The following is a 22,513-nucleotide window of genomic DNA, read 5'->3' on the forward strand; positions in this document are numbered from 1 at the left end:
GCTTTTCCCCTAGGCCTGTCTGATCGATGATTTTGGCGCCCGCGGCGGTTTCGGTGGGCAGCTTCTGACGCGTGGCCTCCACCATACAACGCTTTCAACCTGCCTCTACCAGTTGCGCGGGAAACACGGGATTGTTCAGCAAAAGAGAAATGGGCCGCGCTTTCGGGCGGAAGCGAGCATGCTCGATCTGTTGTCCCGGCGATGAATCATGCCGCAATCGATAACCTTGTCCGCATCCACACACAAGAAACCAACTTGACGCATCCCCTCCGGGGGGATAGGTAAACGGCACAATCAATCAAGGTCTGCAATGTTCGCCAGCATCAGGGAATGGTTCGGTTTCGGCCAAGGCGGTCAATCCCATGGCCACAGTCACGGCTCGCACGGCCACTCGCATGGAGATGCCGGAGGCCATGGTCATACGCACGGCGTCGTCGATCCCAGCATCGCCTCGTCCGAGCGCGGCATCTGGGCGATCAAGTGGTCGTTCGTCATTCTTGCCATCACCGCGGCTCTGCAGCTTGCCGTCGTCTTCTCGTCGGGAAGCGTGGCGCTGCTGGCCGACACCATCCACAATATCGGTGATGCCGCCACCGCAATTCCCCTGTGGATCGCCTTCACGCTGGTCAGACGGAAGCCGTCGAAAACCTTCAATTATGGCCTCGGCCGGGTCGAGGACCTTGCCGGTATGGTGATCGTGCTGATCATTCTCTTCAGCGCCATCGTCGCCGGCTATGAGGCGATCGACCGCCTGCTGAACCCGCAGCCGATCACCCAGCTTCTGGCTGTGGCCGTGGCCGGCGTTATCGGTTTCATCGGCAACGAAGCCGTGGCGGTGTTCCGCATCCGTGTCGGCAGGCAGATGAACAGCGCCGCGCTGATCGCCGACGGCTACCACGCCCGCACCGATGGTCTGACGAGCCTGGCCGTCGTCGCCGGCGCCGTCGGGGTCTGGTTCGGCTTTCCGCTCGCCGATCCGATCATCGGCCTGCTGATCACCATCGCGATCTTCGGCATCGTCTGGCAGTCGGCGCGCGCCATCATTACCCGCAGCCTCGACGGCGTCGAGCCCGGGATCACAGACGAGATCCGTCACGCAGCAGAACATGTCGCGGGCATTGGTAGTCTGACGGACGTGAAGGCTCGCTGGATCGGTCACCGGCTCCATGCCGACGTTACGATCTCGGTCAGCGGCGACAAGCCCGTCGCGGATGCCAAGGTCATCGTGGCCACGCTTCGCAATGAGCTTCACGCACATCTTCCGGCGCTTGGTACGGCAACCATCCAGATCGCCGAAGCAGCCGCCGAAGCGCCCACCAGCCATCGCGGCCAGGGGCATCACCACGCACCCGCTGCGTTCACGGTGAGTTCCCGATTGGCGACCGGATTCCTGGAGATTGTCGACACGCCGGAGGGTGAACGTATGCGGCTCTCCATTTCGAAACACGCGAAGGGACTTGAGGCCGTCGTGGAGATCGCCCGCGATGGCGTCGTTGAGCGGCTGCCGCTGCTCCCTTCGCCGGCCGATCATCACGCTTTGATCAGCAACGTCGCTCCGGCCGAGCCGCACGAGTTCGACGCGGTGCTGAAGCTGATGGCAGGCGTCGAAGTCGACGACCTTCCGTTTCGAATGGAAGAGCCGGAAGGCCATCATCACTGACTTGTCCCGGAGGCGGTCCCCGGCGTAAGGTCGAGCGCCCTTCTCCTCGGAAGGATCGAGAACATGGACGCGATGACCGAACCTCACACCCACGCCACCCATCCGGAGATCGTCAAGCGCCTGAAGCGGGCCGAGGGTCATCTGAAGAGCGTCATCACGATGATCGAGGCAGGCAAGCCGTGTCTCGACATCGCGCAGCAGCTCTCCGCGGTGGAGAAGGCGATCATCAACGCCAAGCGTACGCTGATCCAGGATCATCTCGATCACTGCCTCGAAGAGACCGTTGGCGCCCTGCCGCGCGACAAGCGGCAGTCCATCGACGAGTTCAAGACGATCACCAAGTACCTTTGACGGCATGGCCGACCTGCTGGCCTATCTCGGACTGTTCGCCGCAGCGCTCGGGGCGGCGACCATCATGCCGATGCAGTCTGAAGCCGTTCTAGTCGGCCTTCTCCTCTCCGGGAAGTTTTCCACCTTCTGGCTCCTCGCCGTCGCGAGCCTGGGCAATGTGCTCGGCGCGCTAGCGAATTGGCTGCTCGGCCGCGGCATCGAACGCTTCAGGGAAAGGCGATGGTTTCCGATCGGCCCGGCAGCGCTCGACCGTGCGCAGGGCTGGTACCGCCGCTTCGGCAAGTGGTCGCTGCTCGCAAGCTGGCTGCCGATCGTCGGCGATCCGATCACTGTGATGGCCGGCGTCCTGCGGGAGCCCCTGCCGACCTTCCTGGTGCTGGTGGCCATCGCCAAGGTGGGGCGATATCTCGTGCTTGCAGCAGCGACGACGGGGCTTGCGTAATGTTCCAGCAGATCGTCGACGTCCAGCGTGAGATCTACCTCGCCTTTGCCGGCCACATAAAGGAATTTGCTGCGGGCGGCGGCTGGGCGTCGTTCCTCGCCTTCCTGCCGATGGGCATCGTTTTCGGCGCCGTCCATGCAATGACGCCCGGCCACAGCAAGTCCGTTCTTGCCACCTACCTTGCCGGATCCTCCACCAGGGCGCACCGGGCGCTCCTTGTATCGCTCGCGCTTTCCTTCACGCACGTGACGATGGCAGTCCTCATAGCGCTTCTTGCCCTGCCGCTGGTGTCACATTCCTTCGTCGACGCCGGATCGTCTCCGACCCTTGAAGTCGTCAGCCGGGCCCTGCTGGGCGTCATCGGCCTCTGGATGCTGGCATCGGCTCTGTTCCGGCACGATCACGCGCATGCGGAGGGCGAAGGGCCGTTGATGGGGGTAGCAGCCGGGCTGGTGCCGTGCCCGCTCACCCTGTTCGTGATGACCTTCGCCATGATCCATCAGGTCGTCGTCACCGGCCTGCTGTTCGCCTTCACCATGATGATAGGGGTCGGGCTGACGCTCTCCGTGGTCGCCCTCCTGACCGTGGTTTTCCGCGACCGCATCGCCTATCTGATGAGGACGTGGCCGCGGCTGCTGGGTTCCGTATCCCGCGCGACGGGTGGCCTCGCGGGGCCGGTGCTGGTTGCCGTCGCTGCGGTCGAGATAGCGAATTGGCTGGCGTTTACATGAGGGCAATGATGCGTCGAACAAAAATGGTGCTGATTGGCGCGACGGCAGCGCTGCTGGCGGCGGCAAGCGTCGCCCAGTGCGAGGAGACGAAGTCGCCGTTCCAGCGGTTCGCGGAGCGGTGCCTCGAACACGGGCCGCGCTACGACCAGACGGTCGCACTCGCCAGGGAAAGCGGCTGGCCGGATCTGGCGGGCGACATGACGATGGGCATTCAGCCTCTCGGGGAACCAGCGACCTTCCAAGGCTGGCTCATGAATTCGGACGGCGCTTCTCCTTTCGAGGCGGTGGTGGTCGCACGTGGGGCCGTTGGTCCAAAGACCGTCGAGAGTTGCACCATGGCGTTCGCCGGGACCGACGCGGCCGCATTCGAACGGAGTTTCGCGTCGACAGAAGCAGCGCGGCCTTCTGGAGAGCAAAAGGGACAAGGCCGGGTGCGGAAGTTCTTTGCGATCGAGCGCGAGGGCGTGAAGGAAGCGCTAACGCTCGACCTTCCAGTCTATCCGAACGGCGCCGACGAGGTTGTGGCGAGCGTCGTCTCCGAGCAGCGGATTGAAAACTGAAGCCGCTTGACAGGGCGATCCTGCTTTGAGAGTTTCGGGTCATGGGGCAGCGATCGCCCCACGAGGCTACGGCCGAAGAATCGCGTCCTTGAACCCGCACCAACGGAGGACGCGCCATGCCGTCATTTCTTGAAATCAAACCTGACAAGCTGAATCGGATCGTCGGCACCTCAGGCGCCCAGACGCTGGTAGACGTCCGCTGCCGGCAGGGACGCAAGCTCAGTCAAGGCGATTGTCCGTCGTTAGAGTTGCATCCATGAGGAACACGCCCCCACGAATTGCGATCGTCTGGCGCGGCGACCGGCAAGCCCGGCGAGCGGCGACGCCACAGAACAACCGCTTCCACCGGATCTTCGAAGAACTCGCGGCAGTCGGCCTTGCGCCGGAGCCCGCCGTCTTCGACGAAGAATTCGCCGACGAGTTCTTCGAACAGCTCCTTGCCGTCGACGCCGTGCTTGTCTGGGTGAACCCGCTCGACGACGGAAAGACGAGAAAGATCCTCGATCCGCTTCTGCGACAGGTGGCGGAAGCCGGCCGATTTGTAAGTTCGCATCCGGACGTGATCCTCAAGATGGGCGTCAAGGAAGTGCTCTACGAGACCAGGCATATCGGCTGGGGCGTCGACACACGTCTCTATCGCACCGGCGCGGACCTCCGCCAGGCGTTCGTTCCAACGTTCCTGGCCGCCGGGCCGCGCGTGTTGAAGCAGAACCGCGGCAACGGCGGGCAAGGTATCTGGAAGGTCGAACTCGCCGGAACGCCCGCCGGCGATGCGACCTTGATCAGTGTGCTGGAAGCGAAATCAGGCAGCGTCCCTGAAACCATCGATCTGTCAGACTTCATTTGCCGCTGCGACATGTACTTCACCGAGGGCGGCTGCATCGTCGATCAGCCGTTTCAGTCCCGTCTGCCCGAGGGCATGATCCGCTGCTACATGTCTGGAGGCAGGGTCGTGGGCTTCGGACAGCAGTTGGTCAAGGCGCTGGTGACGCCACCGTCAGGACCGGGTCGGGAACCACTTCAGCCCGGTCCGCGGATCATGCATCCAGCATCCGCAGAACCGTTCCAGACCTTGAGGACAAGAATGGAAAGCGAGTGGACGCCGGAAATGATGTCGACGCTTGGGATCGAAGCAACGTCGTTGCCGATCATCTGGGACGCCGATTTCCTTTACGGGCCACCAGACGCTTCAGGCAACGACACCTACGTTCTCTGCGAGATCAACGTCAGCTCCGTCTTCGCCATTCCTGACGAAGCCCCTGCGGAGATTGCACGCGCAATGGCGTCGCGGCTGCGCGGGTCCGCAGTGTAACTCTGTCGCCGGCGCATTGATCCCGGATATCAACTCATGTATACATTCTGAGGTACGTACATCACATCCGCGGACGGAGACGAGCGAGGTCAGGGTTCCAGACCTTCAGTTCGGCCATGCGATGAGAGGGATTTCGGGAGGGGATTATGACGGCCTTGCAACTCAATCCAGATTTTGCCATCGCGGATGAGCAGTCGCTTCGGGCGCTGTTCGAGCCGACCCACGCTCTGGCAATCGTGAAGTGTCAGAATTCTCTTGGCGAGCACGCGCAGGAATTCATTCGGCGCTCGCCGTTCTTCTGCATCGGCACTCAGAGCTCGGAGGGAAAGGCCGACGTCAGTCCTCGCGGCGACCCTCCGGGGTTCGTCAAGGTTCTTGACGAGCGCACCCTGGCGATCCCGGATCGACCTGGCAACAATCGTCTTGATACCCTCAGCAACATCATCGCCAACCCGAATGTCGGGCTATTATTTCTTGTCCCCGGTTTCGACGACACATTGCGCGTCAACGGGCGGGCAAGTCTGAGCAATGATCCTCAACTGCTGACGAGCATGAGCGTCGCTGATCGTCTCCCGAAACTCGCTATCATCGTCAATGTAAGCGAAGTTTTCATGCATTGCGCCAAGGCGTTCAGACGGTCCCGCCTGTGGAGCCCGGATCATTTCCAGGACCGCACGGAGATGCCCTCGCTCATGAAGATCATTCTGGATGAGACGACAGGGGCGCCGAAGGACGGGGATGAAATGCGAAAGATGGACGAAGACCTGGAACAAGCCTACCGAAGGACACTTTATTAGCTGCCCGGCGCGGGCCGAAGGCGGTCGAGGCTTTCAGGCCTTGGCGGCAGCCTCCCAGGATGCGTATTCCTCGTCATCTCCGTGGGTGTTATATAGGCATCGGCTGGAGTTCAAACGCCAAGTCCTTCGAGTATATCGAACCATAGAGCCCAATCGACGTACCAAATGTAACTTCGATGTCGCCTTTGACGGGCGCGGCACATGTTTCCCAATCTGATGCGGCCTCGTCGGCAGTAAGTCGGCGGATTCTAAGATCGAAGATGATTGAGACAGCACTTCCATGCAGCCTCATGCCGGATACTCCGCTCATCCGTAGCGTGACAAGGGCATGGCGGTCGCAAATGAAGCGACGTTGCGGATCAAGTTTGTCCGTCATCCTGAATGCCCGGATGGCGAGGATGACATTGCCATTTACAATTTCCAGGCGCTCCAGGGATGCATCATGGAATCGCGGGCAGAAGCCGAACCAGTCTATGACGGCTTGTCCACCAGCGAGAGAGGCAATGAGATTTTCGTCGTTGTCCCTGTCAGATGATGACACGTTGCGGTACTCCTAAGGCAGTTCATCGCTGCGGGCGACGACGGTAAGTTTGCCATGATGCTCACCTCGGGACTGTATCGGAATGTTGTCTTCGTCACAGTTCCTCCTCTGTATATCGATCTCATGGGGTCTCCTTCCCCGCCAGCATCTTGAATCCGATCTGCAGCCCTTGGAAAGCCCTTCGATTCCAAGGCATAGCCTCTTTCGTCCGAAATGCGTATTCGCCCATTAGCCAGACGTGGCGGACGATACAAACCAATCGGCGGCTTCGACGTCGCCTGGCGTTCAGGGATTGACCCAGCGGGAGGAGGTCAGCGCGCCCAGTTTGTCGTAGGCAAAGACTGCGCGTCGGTTGTCGGCGTGGCGCAGCTGGAACCAGTCCAGCGTCTCGGCCCGGAATATCAGCACCCCGAAGAAGGCCTGTCCATCGGCGTCTGCGACCGCTGCCTCACTCGCCGGCCGCTCGCCGATGTCGTCGCCCGGCGGCCCGCCCATATAGGTACTGCGCGTCGATCGCGGCAGCAGGCTCCAGGCTTCAGTCGCGCGTTCGCTGGCCGGTCCATGGAGTTCGGCCGATCCCTGCAGGCGAAGCTGCACTCCGGGCTGCGGGCCAAAGCCGAGGAGGGTGACCAAAGGATTGGCCGATATTTCCTGCCATTTCGGGCTTCTGACATCCGTATGGATTTCCAGGAGGCGTCGCGCCACATCCACGCGCCGCAGCACCACCATGCGGGCTTGCGGCCGGCCGCCGGCGTCGACCGAACAGAGGTTCAGGTAGCGGAAGGCCGACTGCGGATCGGTGGCAGCACTTTCCAGCTCGGCCCAGGCCGATGCATCGACCTCGGCGAGGGTCACTGTGCCGCCTCAACGTTCTTGATCGCGCCGGCCTTGACGTAGTCGCAGCACATCGCTGTTCTCCTTGGCGTTGAAGCGATTCCGATCAGACGGACCGGGTAAGGCCACCGTCGATCTTGAGGCTCTGGCCGGTGATATAGCCCGCCCCTTCGGAAACCAGGAAGGAAATCGTCGCGGCCACTTCGGCGCTGGTGCCGTAGCGCTTCATCGGCACGCTGTCGCGGCGCTCCTCCGTCGCCGGCAGGCTGTCGATCCAGCCCGGCAGCACATTGTTGATGCGGATGCCGTCGCCCGCATAGGTATCGGCATAGATCTTCGTGTAGGCGGCGAGCCCGGCGCGGAACACCGCCGAGGTCGGGAACATCGCCGACGGTTCGGACACCCAGGCGGTGGAGATATTGACGATTGCACCCGACTTCTGCGCCAGCATGATCGGCGTGACCAGCCGCACGGGACGGACCACGTTCATGAAATAAATGTCCATGCCCGCGTGCCACTGTTCGTCGGTGACCTCGGTGATCGGCGCACGGGGACCGTGGCCGGCGCTGTTGACGAGAGCGTCGACGCGGCCCCATTTCTCCATCGTGGCGTCGACCAGGCGCTTGAGGTCGTCGTTCGACTGGTTCGAGCCGGTGACGCCGATGCCGCCCAGTTCGGTGGCAAGCGCTTCGCCTTTGCCTGACGAAGACAGGATGGCGACCTTGAAGCCATCGGCCGCCAGCCGCCTCGCGGCTTCCGCACCCATGCCGCTGCCGCCAGCCGTAATGATCGCTACCTTTTCTACTGCCATCGTCGCTCTCCCTGTTCGATTTGCACCCATTGCCGGGCGTTGATCCCCGGAATATCATGGGCTCCAAGCGAGAGCGAACCAGTTTTCGTGACATATCCCAGTAGAAAAACTATCGAATGTCCATGCTGATCGGCAATCTTCCATCCCTCAACGGCCTCAAGGCCTTCGACGTGGCGGCGCGTCATCTGAACTTCCGGCTCGCGGCCGAAGAGCTCGGCGTCACCCAGGGAGCCGTCGCCCAGCACGTGCGCGGGCTTGAGGCGGAACTCGGGGTGACATTGTTCGAGCGCCTGCCGAAGTCATTGGCGCTGACGGGCGAGGGGCGAAGCTACGTCGCCGACGTCAGGCGCGCCTTCGAACTGCTCGCAAACGCGACGGCGAACCTGAAGCCTCAGCCGGTCAAACTGGTGGTCAGCACGACACCGACCTTCGCCTCGAGATGGCTGATCCCGCGTCTTCCTGATTTCACCGCGAGACATCCCGATCTCGATCTCCACATCCTGGCGACGGACCGTATTTCCGTCTTCCAGACAGACGGCGTCGATCTCGCCGTCCGATATGGCAGCCCTCCCTTCGGTCCCGGCCTCGCAGCCGAACTGCTGTTCGAGCAGGAGATCATCGCCATCTGCAATCCGAGCCTCGTCGCCGTGGGAGCCGAGCCCAACAACGCAGAAGAACTCTCGCACTACACGCTGCTTCACGATGCCCATAATTCCTGGCCCGAATATATCGATCGCTTCCTCGGCGGCGGCGATGCCACGCTGTTTCGGGGCATCAGCTTCTCGCAGACATCGCACGCGATCGAAGCTGCAATCGCCGGACAGGGCATCGCCGTGGCGACCCGCGCCTTCGTCTCGACCGACATCGAGGCGGGCAGGCTGAGGCAGGTCTTCGACGGCGCCCTCAAAACGCGGTCGCACTTCTATCTGGTGAAGCCGCGATATCGGAAGTCTGACGCGGTGGACAAGCTTCAGGACTGGCTGCGGTCACAGGTGCAGAGCTGATGGTCGGACAGCCATCGCTCAAGGAATGGACCAACTGCGGCAGGTTTGCGCCAACAGCAGACCAAGGCCAAACAGCTTTGGTCGGTTCGAAACGATGGTATGATGTGTTTCGTTCATTTAAGGTTTGGGCTCGCTTTATGGATCCGTTGCCGGATTTTCAAGATTTGTTGGATCGCATGACAGCCTCTTATCGGGCAGGGGACGCGGCTGCTTGCGCCGCAATGTTCACTCTCGATGCTCAGTTGTATTCGCCCTACGCGGCTCCTGCTTTTGGCCGCGAAGCGATAGAGGCGCTTCACCATGAGTGGACCCATGGGGGAGTGCCGGACAAGAAGTTGCAAGTTCTCCAGTCGGGAGGATCGAATGACACAGCGTGGACCCTCAATGCATACTCCGAGGACGGGGGGAAAGTTCGAGGAAATTCCCTGGCCGTCTGGCAGCGGGGTCGTGACAGAGTGTGGCGCATCCGAATTTGCTCTCTAAACGACGACCAGCGCGAAGTTAACCATGGGCCTACCAAATCTTAAGGCTTGTTGGGGATGGAACAGTGAGCGGCATGCTTCGGGCACGACAGCCGAGCGATTAAGACCGGATCGCGCCACAAGCGATCATTGCCCCAGGACGAGTTTTGCTTAGACTGGCCAAACTGATCATTTTGAAGTTGGACGGCATCTATGATTTCTCTGAAAGGTGCTGGGGTGCGATTGAGACCCGCTTCGCCTGATGATGCCGAGGCTCGGTTTTCGTTGGGAACGGACGCCGACATTTCGAGAATGTTCGGAGTGAGCCAGTCAGATGTAAAACCAATCACGAGAGATGCAGCCGAAGAATGGGCCCAAGGCCAAGCCCAAAATCCCTACGCCTGGATGATCGAACTCGAACAGCGCCTAATCGGGGAAATCAAACTTCATAGCCTAAATTTCCAGGATCGGCGGGCATCAATGGCGGTTGCCATTTATGACCCAGCACTCCTTGGAAAAGGACTTGGGAGCGAGGCGATCCGTCTGCTTTTGCAACATGCCTTCACAGAGCTCAAACTCCATCGCATAGGAATTAGGGTGCTTGCCTACAATGAACGCGCAATCCGAGCCTATCAGAAATGTGGTTTCGTGGTGGAGGGACGAGAGCGCGAAACCGCCTTCGTGGACGGCAAATGGCATGACGACCTTATGATGGGTTTGCTTTCCACGGAATTTCAGGGCTGGCTGCGGTCAAAGGTGCGGAGCTGACGGCCTGCCACGATCACCTCATCATCAAATGATGGGCACCTATCGGCGCTTTCCGAAGTCGGTAGTCCTGAGCCGACTTTGCAATCCAGCCTTATCTTGGTGAATTCGATTATGTCAGTTAGGGATAGCGATATCTTCAACGGACTATATCGATGTCTCAGGATTTGCCCGCCTCGTCCCCCAAGTCTCAAAATCTCCCCGTGGCCTTTACAGGCGGGGGAATTATCGGTGTCCTTGGTGGGTTGATTGGTCTTGGAGGAGCGGAATTCCGGCTACCTCTCCTGATCGGCTTGTTCAATTTTGCGGCTCTTGAGGCGGTCATCCTCAACAAGGCCATGAGCCTGGTCGTTGTTGCCACCGCGCTCCCGTTCCGTGCTGCGACTGTGCCTTTCAGCACGATCGCCGAGAACTGGCCGATTGTCGTCAACCTGCTCGCTGGGAGTCTGCTCGGCGCATGGTTTGGCGCGGGATGGGCAACCCGCCTGAAGTCGGAATCCCTCTACAAGGTGATTGCCGCCATGCTGGTCGCGATCGCCGTCGTCCTGGTCGTAGGCCACGACGCGACAGCCGGCCAGGCGCTTCTAACGGGCGTGGCCCAGATGATCGCAGGCGTGGTGGCGGGTTTCATCATCGGGATTGTGGCATCCCTGCTCGGTGTGGCGGGTGGAGAGCTATTGATCCCGACGCTGGTCCTGCTTTTCGGGGCGGATATCAAACTGGCCGGAAGCCTCTCCCTCGCCGTAAGCCTGCCCACGATGCTGGTCGGGTTCACCCGTTACAGCCGCGATCAGAGCTTTTCGGTCCTTGGCCGCAACAAGACCTTCCTGCTGGTCATGGCGGGGGGCTCGATCGTCGGCACCTTTGTCGGCGGCCTCTTGCTTGGCATGGTGCTAAACGCCTTCCTCCTGCCAGCCCTGGCCGCAATCCTGCTGATCTCAGCCGTAAAGGTTTGGCGACACAACTAACTCAATGACGAGCGCGAAAATAATGACTCTTTTCAGCTCATTCGAACGTCCTTGTTGCGACTGCCTTTGTGCGGTTTGGATCGAATGAGGAAAAGAACATGGATTTGGATGGAAAACGGATCGTTGTCGTCGGTGGTAGCCGCGGGTTGGGCTTCGGAATGGCCGAGGCGTTTGTCGCGCGCGCAGCTAAAGTGACCGTCGTGGCTCGCGACGCGACGACTTTGCGAGCGCTGGGAGAGCAACTCGCCGTCACGACTGTGTCTGCTGACGCGACCAGCGCCGACGCCGCAAAGAGGATCATGTCAGAGACACGACCTGATGTCGTCATCATGAACGCCGGCGCGGAACCGCCCATGGAACGGATCGACCGTGTTGGCTGGGAGGCGTTCACGACCAACTGGAACGTCGATGTGAAGGCCGCCCTGCATTGGGTCCAGGCCGCTCTGACGTTGCCGATGGCGTCGGGCGGGCTGGTCGTTCTCGTTTCCAGCGGAGCCGCGGTGCAAGGCTCGCCGCTATCGGGAGGCTATGCAGGAGCAAAACGGGCGCAGTGGTTCATTGCAAAATATGCTGAGGGCTTGTCGACCCAGCTCGGCCTGGACCTGCGTTTCCGGGTCATTGTTCCCCGGCAGATGTTTGCAGGAACCGGCGTGGGCAACGCCGGAATCTCCGGCTATGCTGCGGCGGCGGGCCGGACATTCGCCGAACAGGCCGCTACCTGGCCGGACATGACACCGCGTGGCTTTGGCGATACGGTAGCCGAACTGATCGGCAACACGGCGCTGGAAGAGGCTATGATCTACGCCGTGCGTGGAGATACAGGCGTGACGGTCATCGAATGATGGATGAAGCTCCCCTCGAAGCAGAAGCGAAGAACACGCTCTACGCGGCGCTGGCCAAGGAGGCGGATGCAGTTCGCCCGGAACTGCATCGCTATGCCGCCCGATTGGTCGGCTCGGTGATCGACGGCGAGGACGTGATACAGGACGCGTTAGTCAGTGCGTTCGCGATGGTCGGCTCGATCTCGTCCGGCACGCCGCTGCGACCCTGGCTGTTTCGCATTGTTCACAATCGCGCCATTGATGCGCTGCGCCAGCGAAGTACCCGTCCGTCAGAGCCGCTGGAGACGGCCTTTGATCTAGCTGATGTCAGTGCTGTTGATCCAGAGGATGCGCTGATTCGGCAGGACACGGTGCGGATTGCCTTGGCTCACTTTGCCAAATTGCCGGTGCCGCAGCGTAGCGCGGTGATCCTCAAGGATGTGCTGGGAGAGCCGATCGCAGACATCGCCGCGCTATTGGGCCTGAGTATCGATGCTGTCAAAGCTCATCTCTCACGTGGTCGGGCAGGATTGCGATCCATCTCCGAGTCGGGGTCCGAAGTTCCGCTGCCCCCAAGTGCCGAGGTTCTGAATTTCGCAGCGCTCTTCAATGCGAGGGATTGGACGGCCTTGCGCAGGCTGCTTGCCGAGGATGTTCAGCTTCGTCAGGCACGACGGCCACAGGTCTCCGGTGCGGCGAACGTTGGCCGGTTCTTTTCCTATTATGCAGATTATCCGCGGGTTTGGATCGAACCGGCTTTTCTGGAGGGCAGGGAAATATTGCTGGTCTCGGCTGCGCCGTCCGCGGCCCCTGCTTACTTCATGCTGCTTGAATGGAGGGACCAAAAGATAACACTGATCCGCGACCATCGATATGCGACCTACGTCATGGAGGACGCGGCTGTGACGCGGGCCGCATCGCAACGCGAATATTAGGCCTGGCGCTCTCACGGCTCGTTGGCATAGATCGTCGCGTCAAAGCAATGTACCGCACCAGGAGTGGGCGAAGGTGGAAGCTTGCCCATCTTCGGGGCTGCTGGTCCGATCCTCGGAGCTGAGCAGAACTGTATTCAGAACAGGCGATCGACGCATCGCTCGGACTCCCACTGCCTGAGGAAATTCGCTTCCCGGGCAATCCAACCGACGGTCTCGCTTCCCCATTCTTGTACCCGGCTGGCGTATTCGCCCATCAGCCAGATGTGGCGGACGATCACGAAGCCGTGGGCGGCTTCGAAGTCGTCTGGCGTGATCGGCCGGACGGCCCGATAGGCATCGACGAATGCGTCCCACATGGCGGTCGACTTCCGGCCGAAGGATGTTTGCGCCCACAAAAACACCGACAGGTCGTAAGCGAGATATCCCGGACCGCCGTCATCAAAGTCGAAAAATACGGCTTCGCTTGCGTCGTTGATCCGCGCATTGAAGCCGTGACAGTCACCATGGCAATAAGTCGACGTCAAATCGACGAAGGCTTCGATCGCCTTTGCGGTCCGCGCCGCGATATCTTCAAGTTTGCTGCGGACCTCGGCGTCGTCCACGACGCCGCTATCGCATATTCGGGCGAGGGGCCGATGCAGCAAGTGTTCGAGGTCGAGCCGATAGAGTGCTCCGTCCGGCCGAAATGTCTCGGCGGCGTTGTGCATCAAAGCAAGAGTCGTCCCGTTGGCCCGCGCATCGCCGGCATCCGCCGCATCCGGCTTGCGGCCGTCGATCGCCCGGAAGAGCACTGCCTGGCGCACGCCCTCCGGCGCATCTCCCTCAACGAACAAGCTGCCCTCGCGTGTCGCGATGGGGGCTGCGACCGGAACGCCTGATTGCGAGAGATGCGCCAAGAACGCCGTTTCGGTCTTGACGTCGGCCGGACCGCGGGCGCGGCGATGAGAAAGCCGGAACACGTAACGCTCGCCGTTGCTCCCGAGAGCGAGATACACATCATTCAAGCCGCGTTGCAGCATCCGGCAGGAAACCGGTCCTGCAGACGGATAGTGCTGATTGATGAACTGTTCGATAGCCGCAACCTGCGGGGTCGAATAGAGCGGATTAAAATCGAGCATGGGCGCTGTACCATCGGGCTTTGCTGGCAGGCTGCTTCCGCGGTGAAAAGACCATGAAGGCGGTGGCGGCCGCAGGCACGTATGATTGCAATGAGCTGCTGCTTGGATAAGCTGAATGGCGCTATTAATAAAACCAAGAGATGAAAAACAAAATGCCGGTTTCGCGATTTTTGAAAGAAAACTCTATTTCGATTTCTGTCCTTTCCATCATTTTCGGTCTGTCTGGATGCCGGCAAAGCCCAGGCCAGCTCCGTCGTCCTCGAGCTTGACCGGAGGATACTCTCGTCTCCAGCGGTTCAAATCGCCTTGGAGAAGCCGAAGAATCCGATAGCCGGCGCTCCGGGACGAGCGCCAGGTGAGGTCGCCAACGATGCCCACAATCATCAGTAGGGCGAGACGCACGCCCGCCGCGGACCGTAATAGGGCTGGAACGTGTCGTCGTAAGCCCGGTAAGACCGGTAGCGTGCATAGCACCAGCTCGTATGTCCGTTGCCGCCATTATAGACCTGGCGGTAATAGCGCGGCGCGTAGTAGCGCGGACGGTAAAGGGTCGACCCGTAGTAGCTCAAACCGGAATAGGGCGATCCGTAATAGCCCTGGCCGTAGTAGCCCTGATTGTAGTAGCCTTGGCCGTAGTAGCCCTGACCGTAGTAGCTTCCGCCATAATAGGGCTGCGCCAGCATTCCGCCGATGATTGCGCCGGCCGCGAGCCCGCCGAGTCCCCAGGCCCAGCCGTTGTTACTACCGTGGTGTCCATGCCCGTAGTAGCCGCCATGCCCGTAGTAGCCGCCATGGCCGTGGCCGCCGCCGTGATGTCTGTACTGGACCGGCTGTGCCTCTGCGGCTTCGATCTTAGGCATGGCAACGTTGGGAAACGCCATGGCCGGCGGGACGCTCGTCAGCGCCGTCACCAGCGACAGGGTAACGATTGCTAACCTTTTCATTGGCTCATCTTTCCTTCTACAGCACCGCGCGTCGAAGTCGACGCGCAAGGGCGTTTCAGCCCTCTAGGTAAACTGTCGAATTATACTCTAAAATCGGCATTGATTCGAGGAATTATGCAGGAAAGCTTTTTCTTCGACGGTGGGTTTCCCCCGAAAGCACGCGCCCACCCTCCGTCATCTCATTTGAGCCGCGGCGCGCTCCACGAATCGTGTGCCGCGGGGCTCATCCATGAGGCCGGCAAAGCGCGGTCATCACCTGCCGATGAAGGCGGCCAGCTCGTTCGCCGTGCCATTGGGAAGGCCTGTTATTTTGGAATCGAAATGCCGCTCAGCCTGCGCCTTTCCGGCGTAATTGCATAAGGCCGTGAACTCATAAATCTGCTGGACTGACAGCCTGACAGAGTCCGCTATACCCCAATGGCCGACGCGTTGCCGCGTAGCAGCGAAACGACGCTATGTGCCAAAGCGGAGTTGCCGATCAAGCGGGTTTGCGGCTGCCGGCTTACCAGTCGTGATCATCACCAAAACTGCAAGCATCACCGATCATGGCATCCTGCCGTTCATATGACCATTATGCCGATTCGGGTCTTGCCGCGTTCCCCTGCAGAGAACATCCTAACCCTCACAAAGCGGCATTTCCAACGGATATCGGATTAGAGGAGCCATGAAATGGATCTGCAGCTCACTGGCAAAAAGGCACTGGTAACCGGCTCGACTCGGGGGATTGGGCTTGCCATCGCTGAGCGTCTTGCGTTGGAGGGAGCCGACGTCGCGATTTGTGCCCGCAGCGGCGACGCCGTTGAGGACGTGGTCAAGGCACTAGAATCCAAGGGAGGCAAGGCCTGGGGCCGGTCCGTGGACGTCAAAGACCCAGCAGCACTTCGGAGCTGGGTTGAAAGCGCTGCGGCGGCGCTTGGCGGTGTCGACATTTTGGTGGCAAATGCCAGCGCCCTATCTTTCGGCCTTAGTATCGAGGCGTTCCAGTCGGCCTTCGACGTCGATCTGATCCACACTGTAACGGCAGTTGAGGCGGTTATGCCGCACCTTGAGCGATCACGGGCGGGGAGCATCGTCGCCATTGGCTCGATTGGGGGAGTCGAGGATTCGGAACTCAATGCTTACACAGAGGTGTCCTATGGCGCCATAAAGGCTGCGCTGCACTTTTACATCAAGTCGCTCGCCCGGACCGTCGCACCCAAGGGTATCCGAGCCAATGTCGTCAGCCCCGGTTCGACGTTCTTTGACGGTGGTGCCTGGGATCAAATCAAGAGCGAGCAACCCGAACATTTTCGCAATGCGGTTGCCATGATCCCGATGGGCCGCATGGCGAGGCCGGAGGAGATCGCCAACGTCGTCGCATTCACGGCGAGCCCAGCGGCGAGCTATATCACCGGCGCCAATCTGGTGGTTGACGGCGCCTTCACGCGACGCATCTAAGCTAACGTGTCGGACGTGGAATTGGAGGCCGGTGGCCACGGACCGCCACGCTGCCGCTAGGGCCAATGTCGCTGTTGGGTCATTCGCGACCGGGTCGAACCGGCAACAAGTCTGGCCATGTCCGTTATTGCGCCGGAACCGGAAGCAAATTCAGAGCGTTGGGACTCCGCCGCGAACCACTACGTGTTGATAGTGCTGCCCGAGCCGTGATTCAAGCTCGGCAACCGGAGCCTCGAATCATGCGCTACGAACTCAGCGATTCTGAATGGACCGCCATCAAGCCGATGCTGCCCAACAAGCCGCGCGGCGTTCGGCGGGTAAATGACCGCCGCGTGCTCTTCGCGAAACGTTCCTTTGACGTCGAAAGCGATGACCCGCCACACCGGCAAAAGCGTGTCATCACCTGCCAATATAGGCGGCTAATTCGTCAGCCGTCCCATTGGGGAAGGCCTGTTTGAGAAAATCCAGGAACGCCGAAACGCGCGCGCTGAGCAGCCGCCGAGAGGGGTAGAGCGTCCAGAGAGCGATCTCGGGGCCGTCGATATCTCCCCAATTGACCAGTGTGCCGTCCGCCAGGTCATGGCTCACCAGCGAAATCGGAAGACGTCCTGCACCGACGCCGGCGCGCACCGCATCCCGGATCGTGATCAGCGTTGACAAAGTGAGGACGGGTTCGATCCTGATCGTCGATCGGCCGCCTGATGTCTTCACCTGCCAAGTTTGCACTTCGCCTACCCCGCGCGCAACGCCAGGAGCGGCAAGTCCACCGGTCGGGCGGGGAAGATCGGGGCTGGCCACCACCACCAGCCGGTCGCGGAGAAACACCCGTCCGACCAGGCTTTCATCCGGATCTGGATTGACCCGGATGACCAGGTCGTAGCCTTCCTCGATCATATCGACAGGCCGGTCCTCACTCGTCACCTCAAGCCTCACCTCCGGATATTGGAGGGCAAAGCCGGCGGCAATCCTCCCCATGGCGGTCTGGGAAAAATGCAAAGGTGCGCTGATCCGCAATCTTCCCTTGGGTTTTTGACCGCGCGAGGCAATCGCCACTGCCGTCTCGTCCAGTTCGGCGAGCAGCGCCCCCGTCCGCTCGAAGAGCGCCCGTCCTTCTTCGGTGAGCTTCAGATTGCGCGCACCCCGTTCAAACAGCCGCAGATCGAGACCGCTTTCCAACTCGGCGACACGGCGCGACAATGTCGCCTTCGGCCGGCCTGTCGCCCGTGCCGCTTTGCCGAAGCCACCGTGGCGGGCAACGAGATTGAAATCGGCAAGCGCAAGAAGATCCATGTCTGTTCCACCAGTGAGACGGTCTGTCTAAAATCGCCGTCTATCGGGCTGCCAGTGAACCACACATATTCGACGTGTCAAGCAACCCAACACGGAGAAAGACCATGACCATTCTCGTCACCGGCGCCACAGGCAATGTTGGCCGCCAAGTCGTCGAACACCTCGTCAAGCGCGGCGCCGATGTCCGCGCTCTTGTCCGCGACCCATCGAAAGCCGATTTCCCGGCTGGCGTCAGCGTCGTGCAGGGCGATTTCCTCGACGTCGACTCGCTGCGCAACGCCATGTCCGGCGTGTCGACGCTGTTCCTGCTCAGCGCCGTGGTGCCGGACGAATTCACCCAGGCTTTGATTGCGCTGAACGTCGCCCGATCGGCCGGCATCGAGCGGATCGTCTATCTCTCGGTGATCCACGCCGACCTCTACGTGAACGTGCCGCATTTCGCCGGCAAGTTCGGCGTCGAGCGAATGATCGAGCAGATGGGTTTCAAGGCGACGATCCTGCGCCCGGCCTACTTCATCCAGAACGATCTGACGGTCAAAGACGTCATCACCGGCTACGGCGCCTACCCGATGCCGATCGGGCCGAAGGGTCTCGCCATGATCGACGTTCGCGATATCGCCGAGATCGCCGCGATTGAGTTGTTGCGCCGCGAACAGGCTACAGAGCCGCTGGCGCTCGACCGGATCAACCTCGTCGGTCCGCAGACACTGACCGGAACCGATATCGCCGCCATCTGGTCAGACGTGCTCGCCCGCCCGATCCATTATGGCGGCGACAATACCGAGGGCTTCGAGCAGAATCTCAAGCAGTTCATGCCTGCTTGGATGGCCTACGACATGCGCCTGATGGGCGAGCGCTTCCTGACCGACGGCATGCTGCCTGCGGCCGGCGACGTCGAGCGCCTGACGGCCCTGCTCGGACGTCCGCTGCGCTCCTATCGCGCCTTCGCCGCGGAAACTGTTGCTTCCGCCTGACGGAAGCGACAGATCTCGAAAGGACGATCACCATGATCTATTCCACAGCCACAGTTCCGGTGAACCCGGAAGGCGAAACCCCTTTGACGCGTGCTGAGGCGTGGCAAGGTCTCGAACGCAAGGCACGCGACGCCCGGCTCTTTCTTCCCGCCGGTCTCTGCACCCGCTGCGATGTCGTGGAGGAAAGCCCGACCCACTTCGTGCGCGAAGCGACGATTGCAGGGCAGGATCTGCGCGAGATCATCACCCTGGAACGGCAAAGCAAGGTCACCTTCTTTCAGGCGGCGGGGCCACGCGAGGGAGCGATCATCAACGAACTCTTCGAGGATGAAGAAGGTCAGCTGCAGCTGCGCTTCTACTGCTACATAGGCCTGCGCGGCAAGGAGCCGAACGGCCCGGAAGAGCGGGCCGAGCAGGCACAATTCGATGGCGAAACGGGCTACAAGGCCGCCCTGCTGTCGACGCTGAAGCGGACCCGCGAACTGCTGGCAGAGGGAAAACTCTAAACAGCAAAAGAAACAAACAACAGGGCGGCCTCTTAACGAGGCGCCCTGCCTTGCGGGGGCACAAGTGACAAGGTGTCGAATACCGGACAGAGCCAGAGGCCGACGCTCGCGAAGGCGCGAAAACCGGTTCAGGGAGGATTATCGCGAGTTTCCAGACGGCGATCGCCGCGCAGAAGGTTCATCCAGGCCCGCGACACTTTCTCCGCGCCTGTGCCCCCGATGTGGCAATCGTCGTAGCGGTCATCTGCATCGAGTAACGCGTCAGAATTTACGCCCTCTCGGATACCATGGCCGCTTTTTGACAGGGCCAGTTGCGCCCGTACTATCGCATTGTCTGGAATATGCTCCTTGAAGCCGCCGTTGCTCGGTTCGAGGCATTTCGATGCGATCGAAATGTAAACGGGTGCTTCGACGCCGTGCTGACGCAACGTGTCAACCATCGACATGAAACGTTCCTGATAGGTCTCCGCAGTGGTGCCGATAACGAGGTCCTTCTCTCCTTGCACCCAGAGGACGCTCGTTAACCGGTAACCGGAATCCTGAAGCTGTTTCATTGTATCGACCAGCACAGGATTGAGGTCACCGCCTGTCGCCCATCGTGCGACCTCAGATCCGGAATATGCGAGAGCTGCGAGGATGACGCTGTCATTTTGTCCGGACGCGATCAAATTGTTCCCAAGAAGCGTCCAGTACTCTCCCTTGGTATCGGTCGATCCAAGAAGTGGCGACGCCGCGATGAAGCACCGTTTGTCAAAGACGTTTACAACGCGCGCGCCATAATTTGACCTGTACCGTTGTCCACCGTCGTTGGCCGCGTTCGATTGGCCAAGAATGAGTAAGACAGCAGTTCGGTCAGTCTGAATCGGGCAGGTCACAGGCGTTTTTGATTCATCCCCGGTGAGTCTTCCCTTGTCGTCGAAAGTATAACGACTTGGAGCCGCCGCCTTCTCTCCGCCAACCATTTTCCTCAGCGCGGAAAGTTGTGGCCACGGAAAGATCTCATGTCTCGCGCTCATGCCGCCGAGAAAGTACATGGCGATCATGGCGGCCAGACCGGCTGCCATTGTGTTGCGCATGTCGTTATCTTTCAAACATCATCCGATGCCATGGAGCCTATCGGACCGATCAAGGCTGCTTCAGCCATGAGCGTTCCTTTGCGCCAGCCACATCTGCTTGCTTCGGGCATGATCTTTAAGAGAACGGGTCGTCGCGAAGATCGAGCCCCAATCGACGACTATTTAGCGTGGAGTCGCCGGAAACCTGTAAACTATAAGCCGGACCAGTGATTGCAATCATCCGGTTGGGTTAGAGATCGTGCTTGCTGTGCAACATGCAGTTCCATGGAGAACACTCCCGATGCTCGTCACGCTTCTGCGGGGCGGGGCGGGGCCAGGGCGTCGGGTTCCCCCCGGGCGCCCTTGGCTTTATCACAGGGAATGTTGATCAAGCGGCCTTGGCCGCTGTTACGGCGGCGAGCAGAATGCCGGCGGTCTCCACCGATGAACCGGGGTTCTGCCCGGTAATCAGCAGGCCGTCCTGGACAGCATAGGACAACCAGTCATCGCCGCTGGAGTAGAAGCCGCCGTTCTCCTTCAACATGTCCTCGACGAGGAACGGCACCACCTGGGTCAGACCGACGCCATCTTCCTCGGAATTCTTGAAGCCGGTGACTTGTCTGCCCTGAACCAGCGGCGTGCCGTCGGCAGCCTTGACGTGGCGCAGCACACCCGGTGCGTGGCAGACAAAGGCGACGGGCTTGCCGGCCTGATAGAGCGATTGGATGAGGGCGATCGAATTCTTGTCTTCCGCCAGATCCCAAAGCGGGCCATGGCCGCCCGGATAAAACACGGCATCGTAATCGTCATGGGAGACCGAAGCGAGCTTTACGGTCGAGGCGAGCACAGCCTGGGCATCCGGGTCGGCATGGAAGCGACGGGTCTGGTCGGTCTGGAAGTCCGGTTCGTCGCTCTTCGGGTCGAGAGGCGGCTGTCCGCCCTTGGGCGATGCGACGGTGATGTCGGCGCCGGCTTCGAGGAAGGCATAATAGGGGGCGGCGAACTCTTCGAGCCAGAAGCCGGTCTTCCGGCCGGTGTTGCCCAGTTGGTCGTGCGAGGTGAGAACCATGAGGATTTTCATCTGGAGATCCTTTCGAGACAGATGTGATCGTTGCTTTCGATGAGGGGATCATGCCTCGGCCGTTCTCATTCCGGAAATTTATTTCTTTGATTTCAGATATGCGTTCGGCAATATATCTGGATGAAGTATGACCTCAACCTCCTGCCTGTCTTCGTGGCGCTCATGGAAGAGCACAATGTCACGCGCGCATCCGAACAACTGGGCATGACGCAGCCAGCCGTCTCCAACGCGTTGAACCGCCTTCGCGAGACGCTGCGCGATCCGCTCTTCATCCGCGAGCGCTATGGCATGAGGCCGACTGAAATGGCTGAGGCACTTGCTCCAGTGATCCGCGGGGCCTTGGCGAGCCTCGATGACGTCATTCTCGGTCAGCAGGCGTTCGATCCGGCGCGGGCGACACGGCAGTTCACCATCGCCCCCAACAGTTACGTCGAGTTTGTTCTGATGCCGGTGATCGTGGCGCGGCTGCGCGAATGCGCTCCCGGGATCAGGCTGCGCCTGACGCCCTTCGGCAATGATCTGGCCGAGACCGGCGCGATATCCGGGGCGACCGAAATGGTGATCGGCCGGATCGTCGAGCCGCCGGATAACATGGTCGTGCAGCATCTCATGGATGATGGACTGGCCTGTGTCGTGCGCAGAGATCATCCCGAGATCGCCGAAAACATCTCCGAGGAACAGTATCAGCGGCTGCGGCATGTGAACGTGCTTCCGCCCGGCCGGATGCGCGTCGGCCTGTTCCAGATGCTGCAGCAGGCCGGTCTCAGGCGCGACGTCTCGGTCTCCGTCACCCATTTCCTGGCGGTCCCGGAAATGGTTGCTGTCACCGACTATTGCGCGACGCTGCCCCGGCTGATCTGCCATCGCCTTGCCCGCGACCCGCGTCTCAAAGTCCTGCCCGCGCCGGTCGATCTCGGCAGCTTCCCGGTAGAGCTGGCATGGCATGTCCGTTATCGAAACGATCCGGCTCATCGGTGGTTGAGGTCATTGATATCAGAGGTGGCAAAGGAAATCTCCGACGCTGCGGTGGCAGAAGCGATGGCTGGAAATTGAGAGCGCGAGTTCGAACCTCGGCGAGGCTTTCATGGGCGAAATCGTGGGGGCAAAAGTCGGTG

25 protein-coding genes are annotated in these 22,513 nt (G+C 60.6%); 17 read left to right on the top strand and 8 right to left on the bottom strand.

The features are described from left to right. Nucleotides 1-310 precede the first annotated feature (310 nt). The 7 genes from J3P73_RS06635 (at nucleotide 311) to J3P73_RS06665 (ending at nucleotide 5,853) form a co-directional block, all read left to right on the top strand. On the top strand, nucleotides 311-1,660 hold the full coding sequence (locus tag J3P73_RS06635) for a cation diffusion facilitator family transporter (RefSeq protein ID WP_024323400.1): 1,350 nt from the start codon (nucleotides 311-313) through the stop codon (nucleotides 1,658-1,660). Nucleotides 1,661-1,732: 72 nt separating this feature from the next. Beyond that, nucleotides 1,733-2,011, top strand: a complete 279-nt coding sequence (locus tag J3P73_RS06640; protein WP_024323399.1) for a metal-sensing transcriptional repressor — start codon at nucleotides 1,733-1,735, stop codon at nucleotides 2,009-2,011. 4 nt (nucleotides 2,012-2,015) lie between these two features. Then, complete coding sequence (locus J3P73_RS06645) at nucleotides 2,016-2,453, top strand: YqaA family protein (RefSeq protein ID WP_024323398.1); 438 nt, start codon at nucleotides 2,016-2,018, stop codon at nucleotides 2,451-2,453. Then, nucleotides 2,453-3,184 (top strand): HoxN/HupN/NixA family nickel/cobalt transporter, encoded by a 732-nt coding sequence (locus J3P73_RS06650; RefSeq protein WP_024323397.1) that lies wholly within the window; start codon nucleotides 2,453-2,455, stop codon nucleotides 3,182-3,184. The genes J3P73_RS06645 and J3P73_RS06650 overlap by 1 nt, the downstream gene beginning before the upstream one ends. Before the next feature lie 23 nt (nucleotides 3,185-3,207). Beyond that, nucleotides 3,208-3,744, top strand: coding sequence for a hypothetical protein (locus tag J3P73_RS06655; protein WP_245002718.1), 537 nt, complete (start codon nucleotides 3,208-3,210; stop codon nucleotides 3,742-3,744). 256 nt (nucleotides 3,745-4,000) lie between these two features. Continuing rightward, entirely contained in the window at nucleotides 4,001-5,056 is a 1,056-nt protein-coding gene (locus J3P73_RS06660; RefSeq protein ID WP_130681269.1) for a Cj0069 family protein, read from the top strand. A 146-nt stretch (nucleotides 5,057-5,202) separates the two neighbouring features. Beyond that, the gene (locus J3P73_RS06665; RefSeq protein ID WP_075225330.1) at nucleotides 5,203-5,853 is read left to right on the top strand and encodes a pyridoxamine 5'-phosphate oxidase family protein; all 651 of its coding nucleotides are present in this window, start codon (nucleotides 5,203-5,205) and stop codon (nucleotides 5,851-5,853) included. A gap of 88 nt (nucleotides 5,854-5,941) precedes the next feature. On the opposite strand, the gene J3P73_RS06670 is transcribed toward J3P73_RS06665, so the two are convergent. The 3 genes from J3P73_RS06670 to J3P73_RS06680 all read right to left on the bottom strand — a co-directional run bounded on the left by J3P73_RS06670 (nucleotide 5,942) and on the right by J3P73_RS06680 (nucleotide 8,039). Then, entirely contained in the window at nucleotides 5,942-6,394 is a 453-nt protein-coding gene (locus J3P73_RS06670) for a hypothetical protein (RefSeq protein WP_130770245.1), read from the bottom strand. Between the two features lie 285 nt (nucleotides 6,395-6,679). After that, nucleotides 6,680-7,249 carry a pyridoxamine 5'-phosphate oxidase family protein gene (locus J3P73_RS06675; RefSeq protein WP_207579816.1) on the bottom strand — a complete coding sequence of 190 codons (570 nt, stop codon included), beginning with the start codon at nucleotides 7,247-7,249 and terminating at the stop codon, nucleotides 6,680-6,682. Between the two features lie 85 nt (nucleotides 7,250-7,334). Further along, nucleotides 7,335-8,039, bottom strand: a complete 705-nt coding sequence (locus tag J3P73_RS06680) for an SDR family oxidoreductase (protein WP_130686089.1) — start codon at nucleotides 8,037-8,039, stop codon at nucleotides 7,335-7,337. Nucleotides 8,040-8,155: 116 nt separating this feature from the next. Between J3P73_RS06680 and J3P73_RS06685 the strand changes: the two genes are divergently transcribed. The 6 genes from J3P73_RS06685 (at nucleotide 8,156) to J3P73_RS06705 (ending at nucleotide 12,993) form a co-directional block, all read left to right on the top strand. Next, on the top strand, nucleotides 8,156-9,043 hold the full coding sequence (locus tag J3P73_RS06685) for a LysR substrate-binding domain-containing protein (protein ID WP_207579817.1): 888 nt from the start codon (nucleotides 8,156-8,158) through the stop codon (nucleotides 9,041-9,043). Between the two features lie 221 nt (nucleotides 9,044-9,264). Continuing rightward, complete coding sequence (locus J3P73_RS37495; RefSeq protein WP_231286858.1) at nucleotides 9,265-9,570, top strand: Cif family virulence factor; 306 nt, start codon at nucleotides 9,265-9,267, stop codon at nucleotides 9,568-9,570. A gap of 147 nt (nucleotides 9,571-9,717) precedes the next feature. Continuing rightward, entirely contained in the window at nucleotides 9,718-10,272 is a 555-nt protein-coding gene (locus tag J3P73_RS06690) for a GNAT family N-acetyltransferase (RefSeq protein WP_018068107.1), read from the top strand. Nucleotides 10,273-10,424: 152 nt separating this feature from the next. Further along, a complete protein-coding gene (locus tag J3P73_RS06695; protein WP_130686091.1) occupies nucleotides 10,425-11,237 on the top strand; it encodes a sulfite exporter TauE/SafE family protein in 813 nt (270 codons plus the stop codon). A 98-nt stretch (nucleotides 11,238-11,335) separates the two neighbouring features. Continuing rightward, entirely contained in the window at nucleotides 11,336-12,079 is a 744-nt protein-coding gene (locus J3P73_RS06700; RefSeq protein ID WP_018068109.1) for an SDR family NAD(P)-dependent oxidoreductase, read from the top strand. After that, nucleotides 12,076-12,993, top strand: coding sequence for an RNA polymerase sigma factor (locus J3P73_RS06705; RefSeq protein ID WP_130686093.1), 918 nt, complete (start codon nucleotides 12,076-12,078; stop codon nucleotides 12,991-12,993). Before J3P73_RS06700 ends, J3P73_RS06705 begins: the two co-directional genes overlap by 4 nt. Nucleotides 12,994-13,127: 134 nt before the next feature. Here J3P73_RS06705 and J3P73_RS06710 read toward each other — a convergent pair whose 3' ends face one another. After that, nucleotides 13,128-14,111: a phosphotransferase enzyme family protein gene (locus J3P73_RS06710; RefSeq protein ID WP_024323388.1), complete on the bottom strand. Its 984-nt coding sequence runs from the start codon at nucleotides 14,109-14,111 to the stop codon at nucleotides 13,128-13,130. Between the two features lie 383 nt (nucleotides 14,112-14,494). Continuing rightward, nucleotides 14,495-15,055 (bottom strand): BA14K family protein, encoded by a 561-nt coding sequence (locus J3P73_RS06715; protein WP_024323387.1) that lies wholly within the window; start codon nucleotides 15,053-15,055, stop codon nucleotides 14,495-14,497. A 669-nt stretch (nucleotides 15,056-15,724) separates the two neighbouring features. On the opposite strand from J3P73_RS06715, the gene J3P73_RS06720 reads away from it, so the two are divergent. Continuing rightward, entirely contained in the window at nucleotides 15,725-16,492 is a 768-nt protein-coding gene (locus tag J3P73_RS06720) for an SDR family NAD(P)-dependent oxidoreductase (protein WP_018068115.1), read from the top strand. A gap of 399 nt (nucleotides 16,493-16,891) precedes the next feature. Here J3P73_RS06720 and J3P73_RS06730 read toward each other — a convergent pair whose 3' ends face one another. Then, a complete protein-coding gene (locus J3P73_RS06730; protein WP_130681289.1) occupies nucleotides 16,892-17,782 on the bottom strand; it encodes a LysR family transcriptional regulator in 891 nt (296 codons plus the stop codon). 104 nt (nucleotides 17,783-17,886) lie between these two features. On the opposite strand from J3P73_RS06730, the gene J3P73_RS06735 reads away from it, so the two are divergent. Continuing rightward, complete coding sequence (locus tag J3P73_RS06735; protein ID WP_207579818.1) at nucleotides 17,887-18,756, top strand: SDR family oxidoreductase; 870 nt, start codon at nucleotides 17,887-17,889, stop codon at nucleotides 18,754-18,756. Nucleotides 18,757-18,788: 32 nt separating this feature from the next. After that, nucleotides 18,789-19,262 (top strand): AtaL-like protein, encoded by a 474-nt coding sequence (locus J3P73_RS06740; RefSeq protein WP_207579819.1) that lies wholly within the window; start codon nucleotides 18,789-18,791, stop codon nucleotides 19,260-19,262. Between the two features lie 128 nt (nucleotides 19,263-19,390). On the opposite strand, the gene J3P73_RS06745 is transcribed toward J3P73_RS06740, so the two are convergent. Both J3P73_RS06745 and J3P73_RS06750 read right to left on the bottom strand, forming a co-directional pair. Then, complete coding sequence (locus tag J3P73_RS06745) at nucleotides 19,391-20,338, bottom strand: sialate O-acetylesterase (protein ID WP_207579820.1); 948 nt, start codon at nucleotides 20,336-20,338, stop codon at nucleotides 19,391-19,393. 367 nt (nucleotides 20,339-20,705) lie between these two features. After that, complete coding sequence (locus tag J3P73_RS06750; protein ID WP_207579821.1) at nucleotides 20,706-21,398, bottom strand: type 1 glutamine amidotransferase domain-containing protein; 693 nt, start codon at nucleotides 21,396-21,398, stop codon at nucleotides 20,706-20,708. A 120-nt stretch (nucleotides 21,399-21,518) separates the two neighbouring features. Between J3P73_RS06750 and J3P73_RS06755 the strand changes: the two genes are divergently transcribed. Continuing rightward, complete coding sequence (locus tag J3P73_RS06755) at nucleotides 21,519-22,451, top strand: LysR family transcriptional regulator (RefSeq protein WP_207579822.1); 933 nt, start codon at nucleotides 21,519-21,521, stop codon at nucleotides 22,449-22,451. Nucleotides 22,452-22,513 lie beyond the last annotated feature (62 nt).

This window comes from Rhizobium ruizarguesonis (genome assembly GCF_017357285.1).
Classification (GTDB): Bacteria; Pseudomonadota; Alphaproteobacteria; order Rhizobiales; family Rhizobiaceae; genus Rhizobium; species Rhizobium ruizarguesonis.

What these genes read in the sequence shown, in the direction of transcription:
- J3P73_RS06635 (WP_024323400.1), top strand. Translation starts at nt 311, where the DNA reads ATGTTCGCCAGCATCAGGGAATGGTTCGGTTTCGGCCAAGGCGGTCAA.
- J3P73_RS06640 (WP_024323399.1), top strand. Translation starts at nt 1,733, where the DNA reads ATGACCGAACCTCACACCCACGCCACCCATCCGGAGATCGTCAAGCGC.
- J3P73_RS06645 (WP_024323398.1), top strand. Translation starts at nt 2,016, where the DNA reads ATGGCCGACCTGCTGGCCTATCTCGGACTGTTCGCCGCAGCGCTCGGG.
- J3P73_RS06650 (WP_024323397.1), top strand. Translation starts at nt 2,453, where the DNA reads ATGTTCCAGCAGATCGTCGACGTCCAGCGTGAGATCTACCTCGCCTTT.
- J3P73_RS06655 (WP_245002718.1), top strand. Translation starts at nt 3,208, where the DNA reads ATGGTGCTGATTGGCGCGACGGCAGCGCTGCTGGCGGCGGCAAGCGTC.
- J3P73_RS06660 (WP_130681269.1), top strand. Translation starts at nt 4,001, where the DNA reads ATGAGGAACACGCCCCCACGAATTGCGATCGTCTGGCGCGGCGACCGG.
- J3P73_RS06665 (WP_075225330.1), top strand. Translation starts at nt 5,203, where the DNA reads ATGACGGCCTTGCAACTCAATCCAGATTTTGCCATCGCGGATGAGCAG.
- J3P73_RS06680 (WP_130686089.1), bottom strand. Translation starts at nt 8,039, where the DNA reads ATGGCAGTAGAAAAGGTAGCGATCATTACGGCTGGCGGCAGCGGCATG.
- J3P73_RS06685 (WP_207579817.1), top strand. Translation starts at nt 8,156, where the DNA reads ATGTCCATGCTGATCGGCAATCTTCCATCCCTCAACGGCCTCAAGGCC.
- J3P73_RS37495 (WP_231286858.1), top strand. Translation starts at nt 9,265, where the DNA reads ATGTTCACTCTCGATGCTCAGTTGTATTCGCCCTACGCGGCTCCTGCT.
- J3P73_RS06690 (WP_018068107.1), top strand. Translation starts at nt 9,718, where the DNA reads ATGATTTCTCTGAAAGGTGCTGGGGTGCGATTGAGACCCGCTTCGCCT.
- J3P73_RS06695 (WP_130686091.1), top strand. Translation starts at nt 10,425, where the DNA reads ATGTCTCAGGATTTGCCCGCCTCGTCCCCCAAGTCTCAAAATCTCCCC.
- J3P73_RS06700 (WP_018068109.1), top strand. Translation starts at nt 11,336, where the DNA reads ATGGATTTGGATGGAAAACGGATCGTTGTCGTCGGTGGTAGCCGCGGG.
- J3P73_RS06705 (WP_130686093.1), top strand. Translation starts at nt 12,076, where the DNA reads ATGATGGATGAAGCTCCCCTCGAAGCAGAAGCGAAGAACACGCTCTAC.
- J3P73_RS06710 (WP_024323388.1), bottom strand. Translation starts at nt 14,111, where the DNA reads ATGCTCGATTTTAATCCGCTCTATTCGACCCCGCAGGTTGCGGCTATC.
- J3P73_RS06715 (WP_024323387.1), bottom strand. Translation starts at nt 15,055, where the DNA reads ATGAAAAGGTTAGCAATCGTTACCCTGTCGCTGGTGACGGCGCTGACG.
- J3P73_RS06720 (WP_018068115.1), top strand. Translation starts at nt 15,725, where the DNA reads ATGGATCTGCAGCTCACTGGCAAAAAGGCACTGGTAACCGGCTCGACT.
- J3P73_RS06730 (WP_130681289.1), bottom strand. Translation starts at nt 17,782, where the DNA reads ATGGATCTTCTTGCGCTTGCCGATTTCAATCTCGTTGCCCGCCACGGT.
- J3P73_RS06735 (WP_207579818.1), top strand. Translation starts at nt 17,887, where the DNA reads ATGACCATTCTCGTCACCGGCGCCACAGGCAATGTTGGCCGCCAAGTC.
- J3P73_RS06740 (WP_207579819.1), top strand. Translation starts at nt 18,789, where the DNA reads ATGATCTATTCCACAGCCACAGTTCCGGTGAACCCGGAAGGCGAAACC.
- J3P73_RS06745 (WP_207579820.1), bottom strand. Translation starts at nt 20,338, where the DNA reads ATGCGCAACACAATGGCAGCCGGTCTGGCCGCCATGATCGCCATGTAC.
- J3P73_RS06750 (WP_207579821.1), bottom strand. Translation starts at nt 21,398, where the DNA reads ATGAAAATCCTCATGGTTCTCACCTCGCACGACCAACTGGGCAACACC.
- J3P73_RS06755 (WP_207579822.1), top strand. Translation starts at nt 21,519, where the DNA reads ATGAAGTATGACCTCAACCTCCTGCCTGTCTTCGTGGCGCTCATGGAA.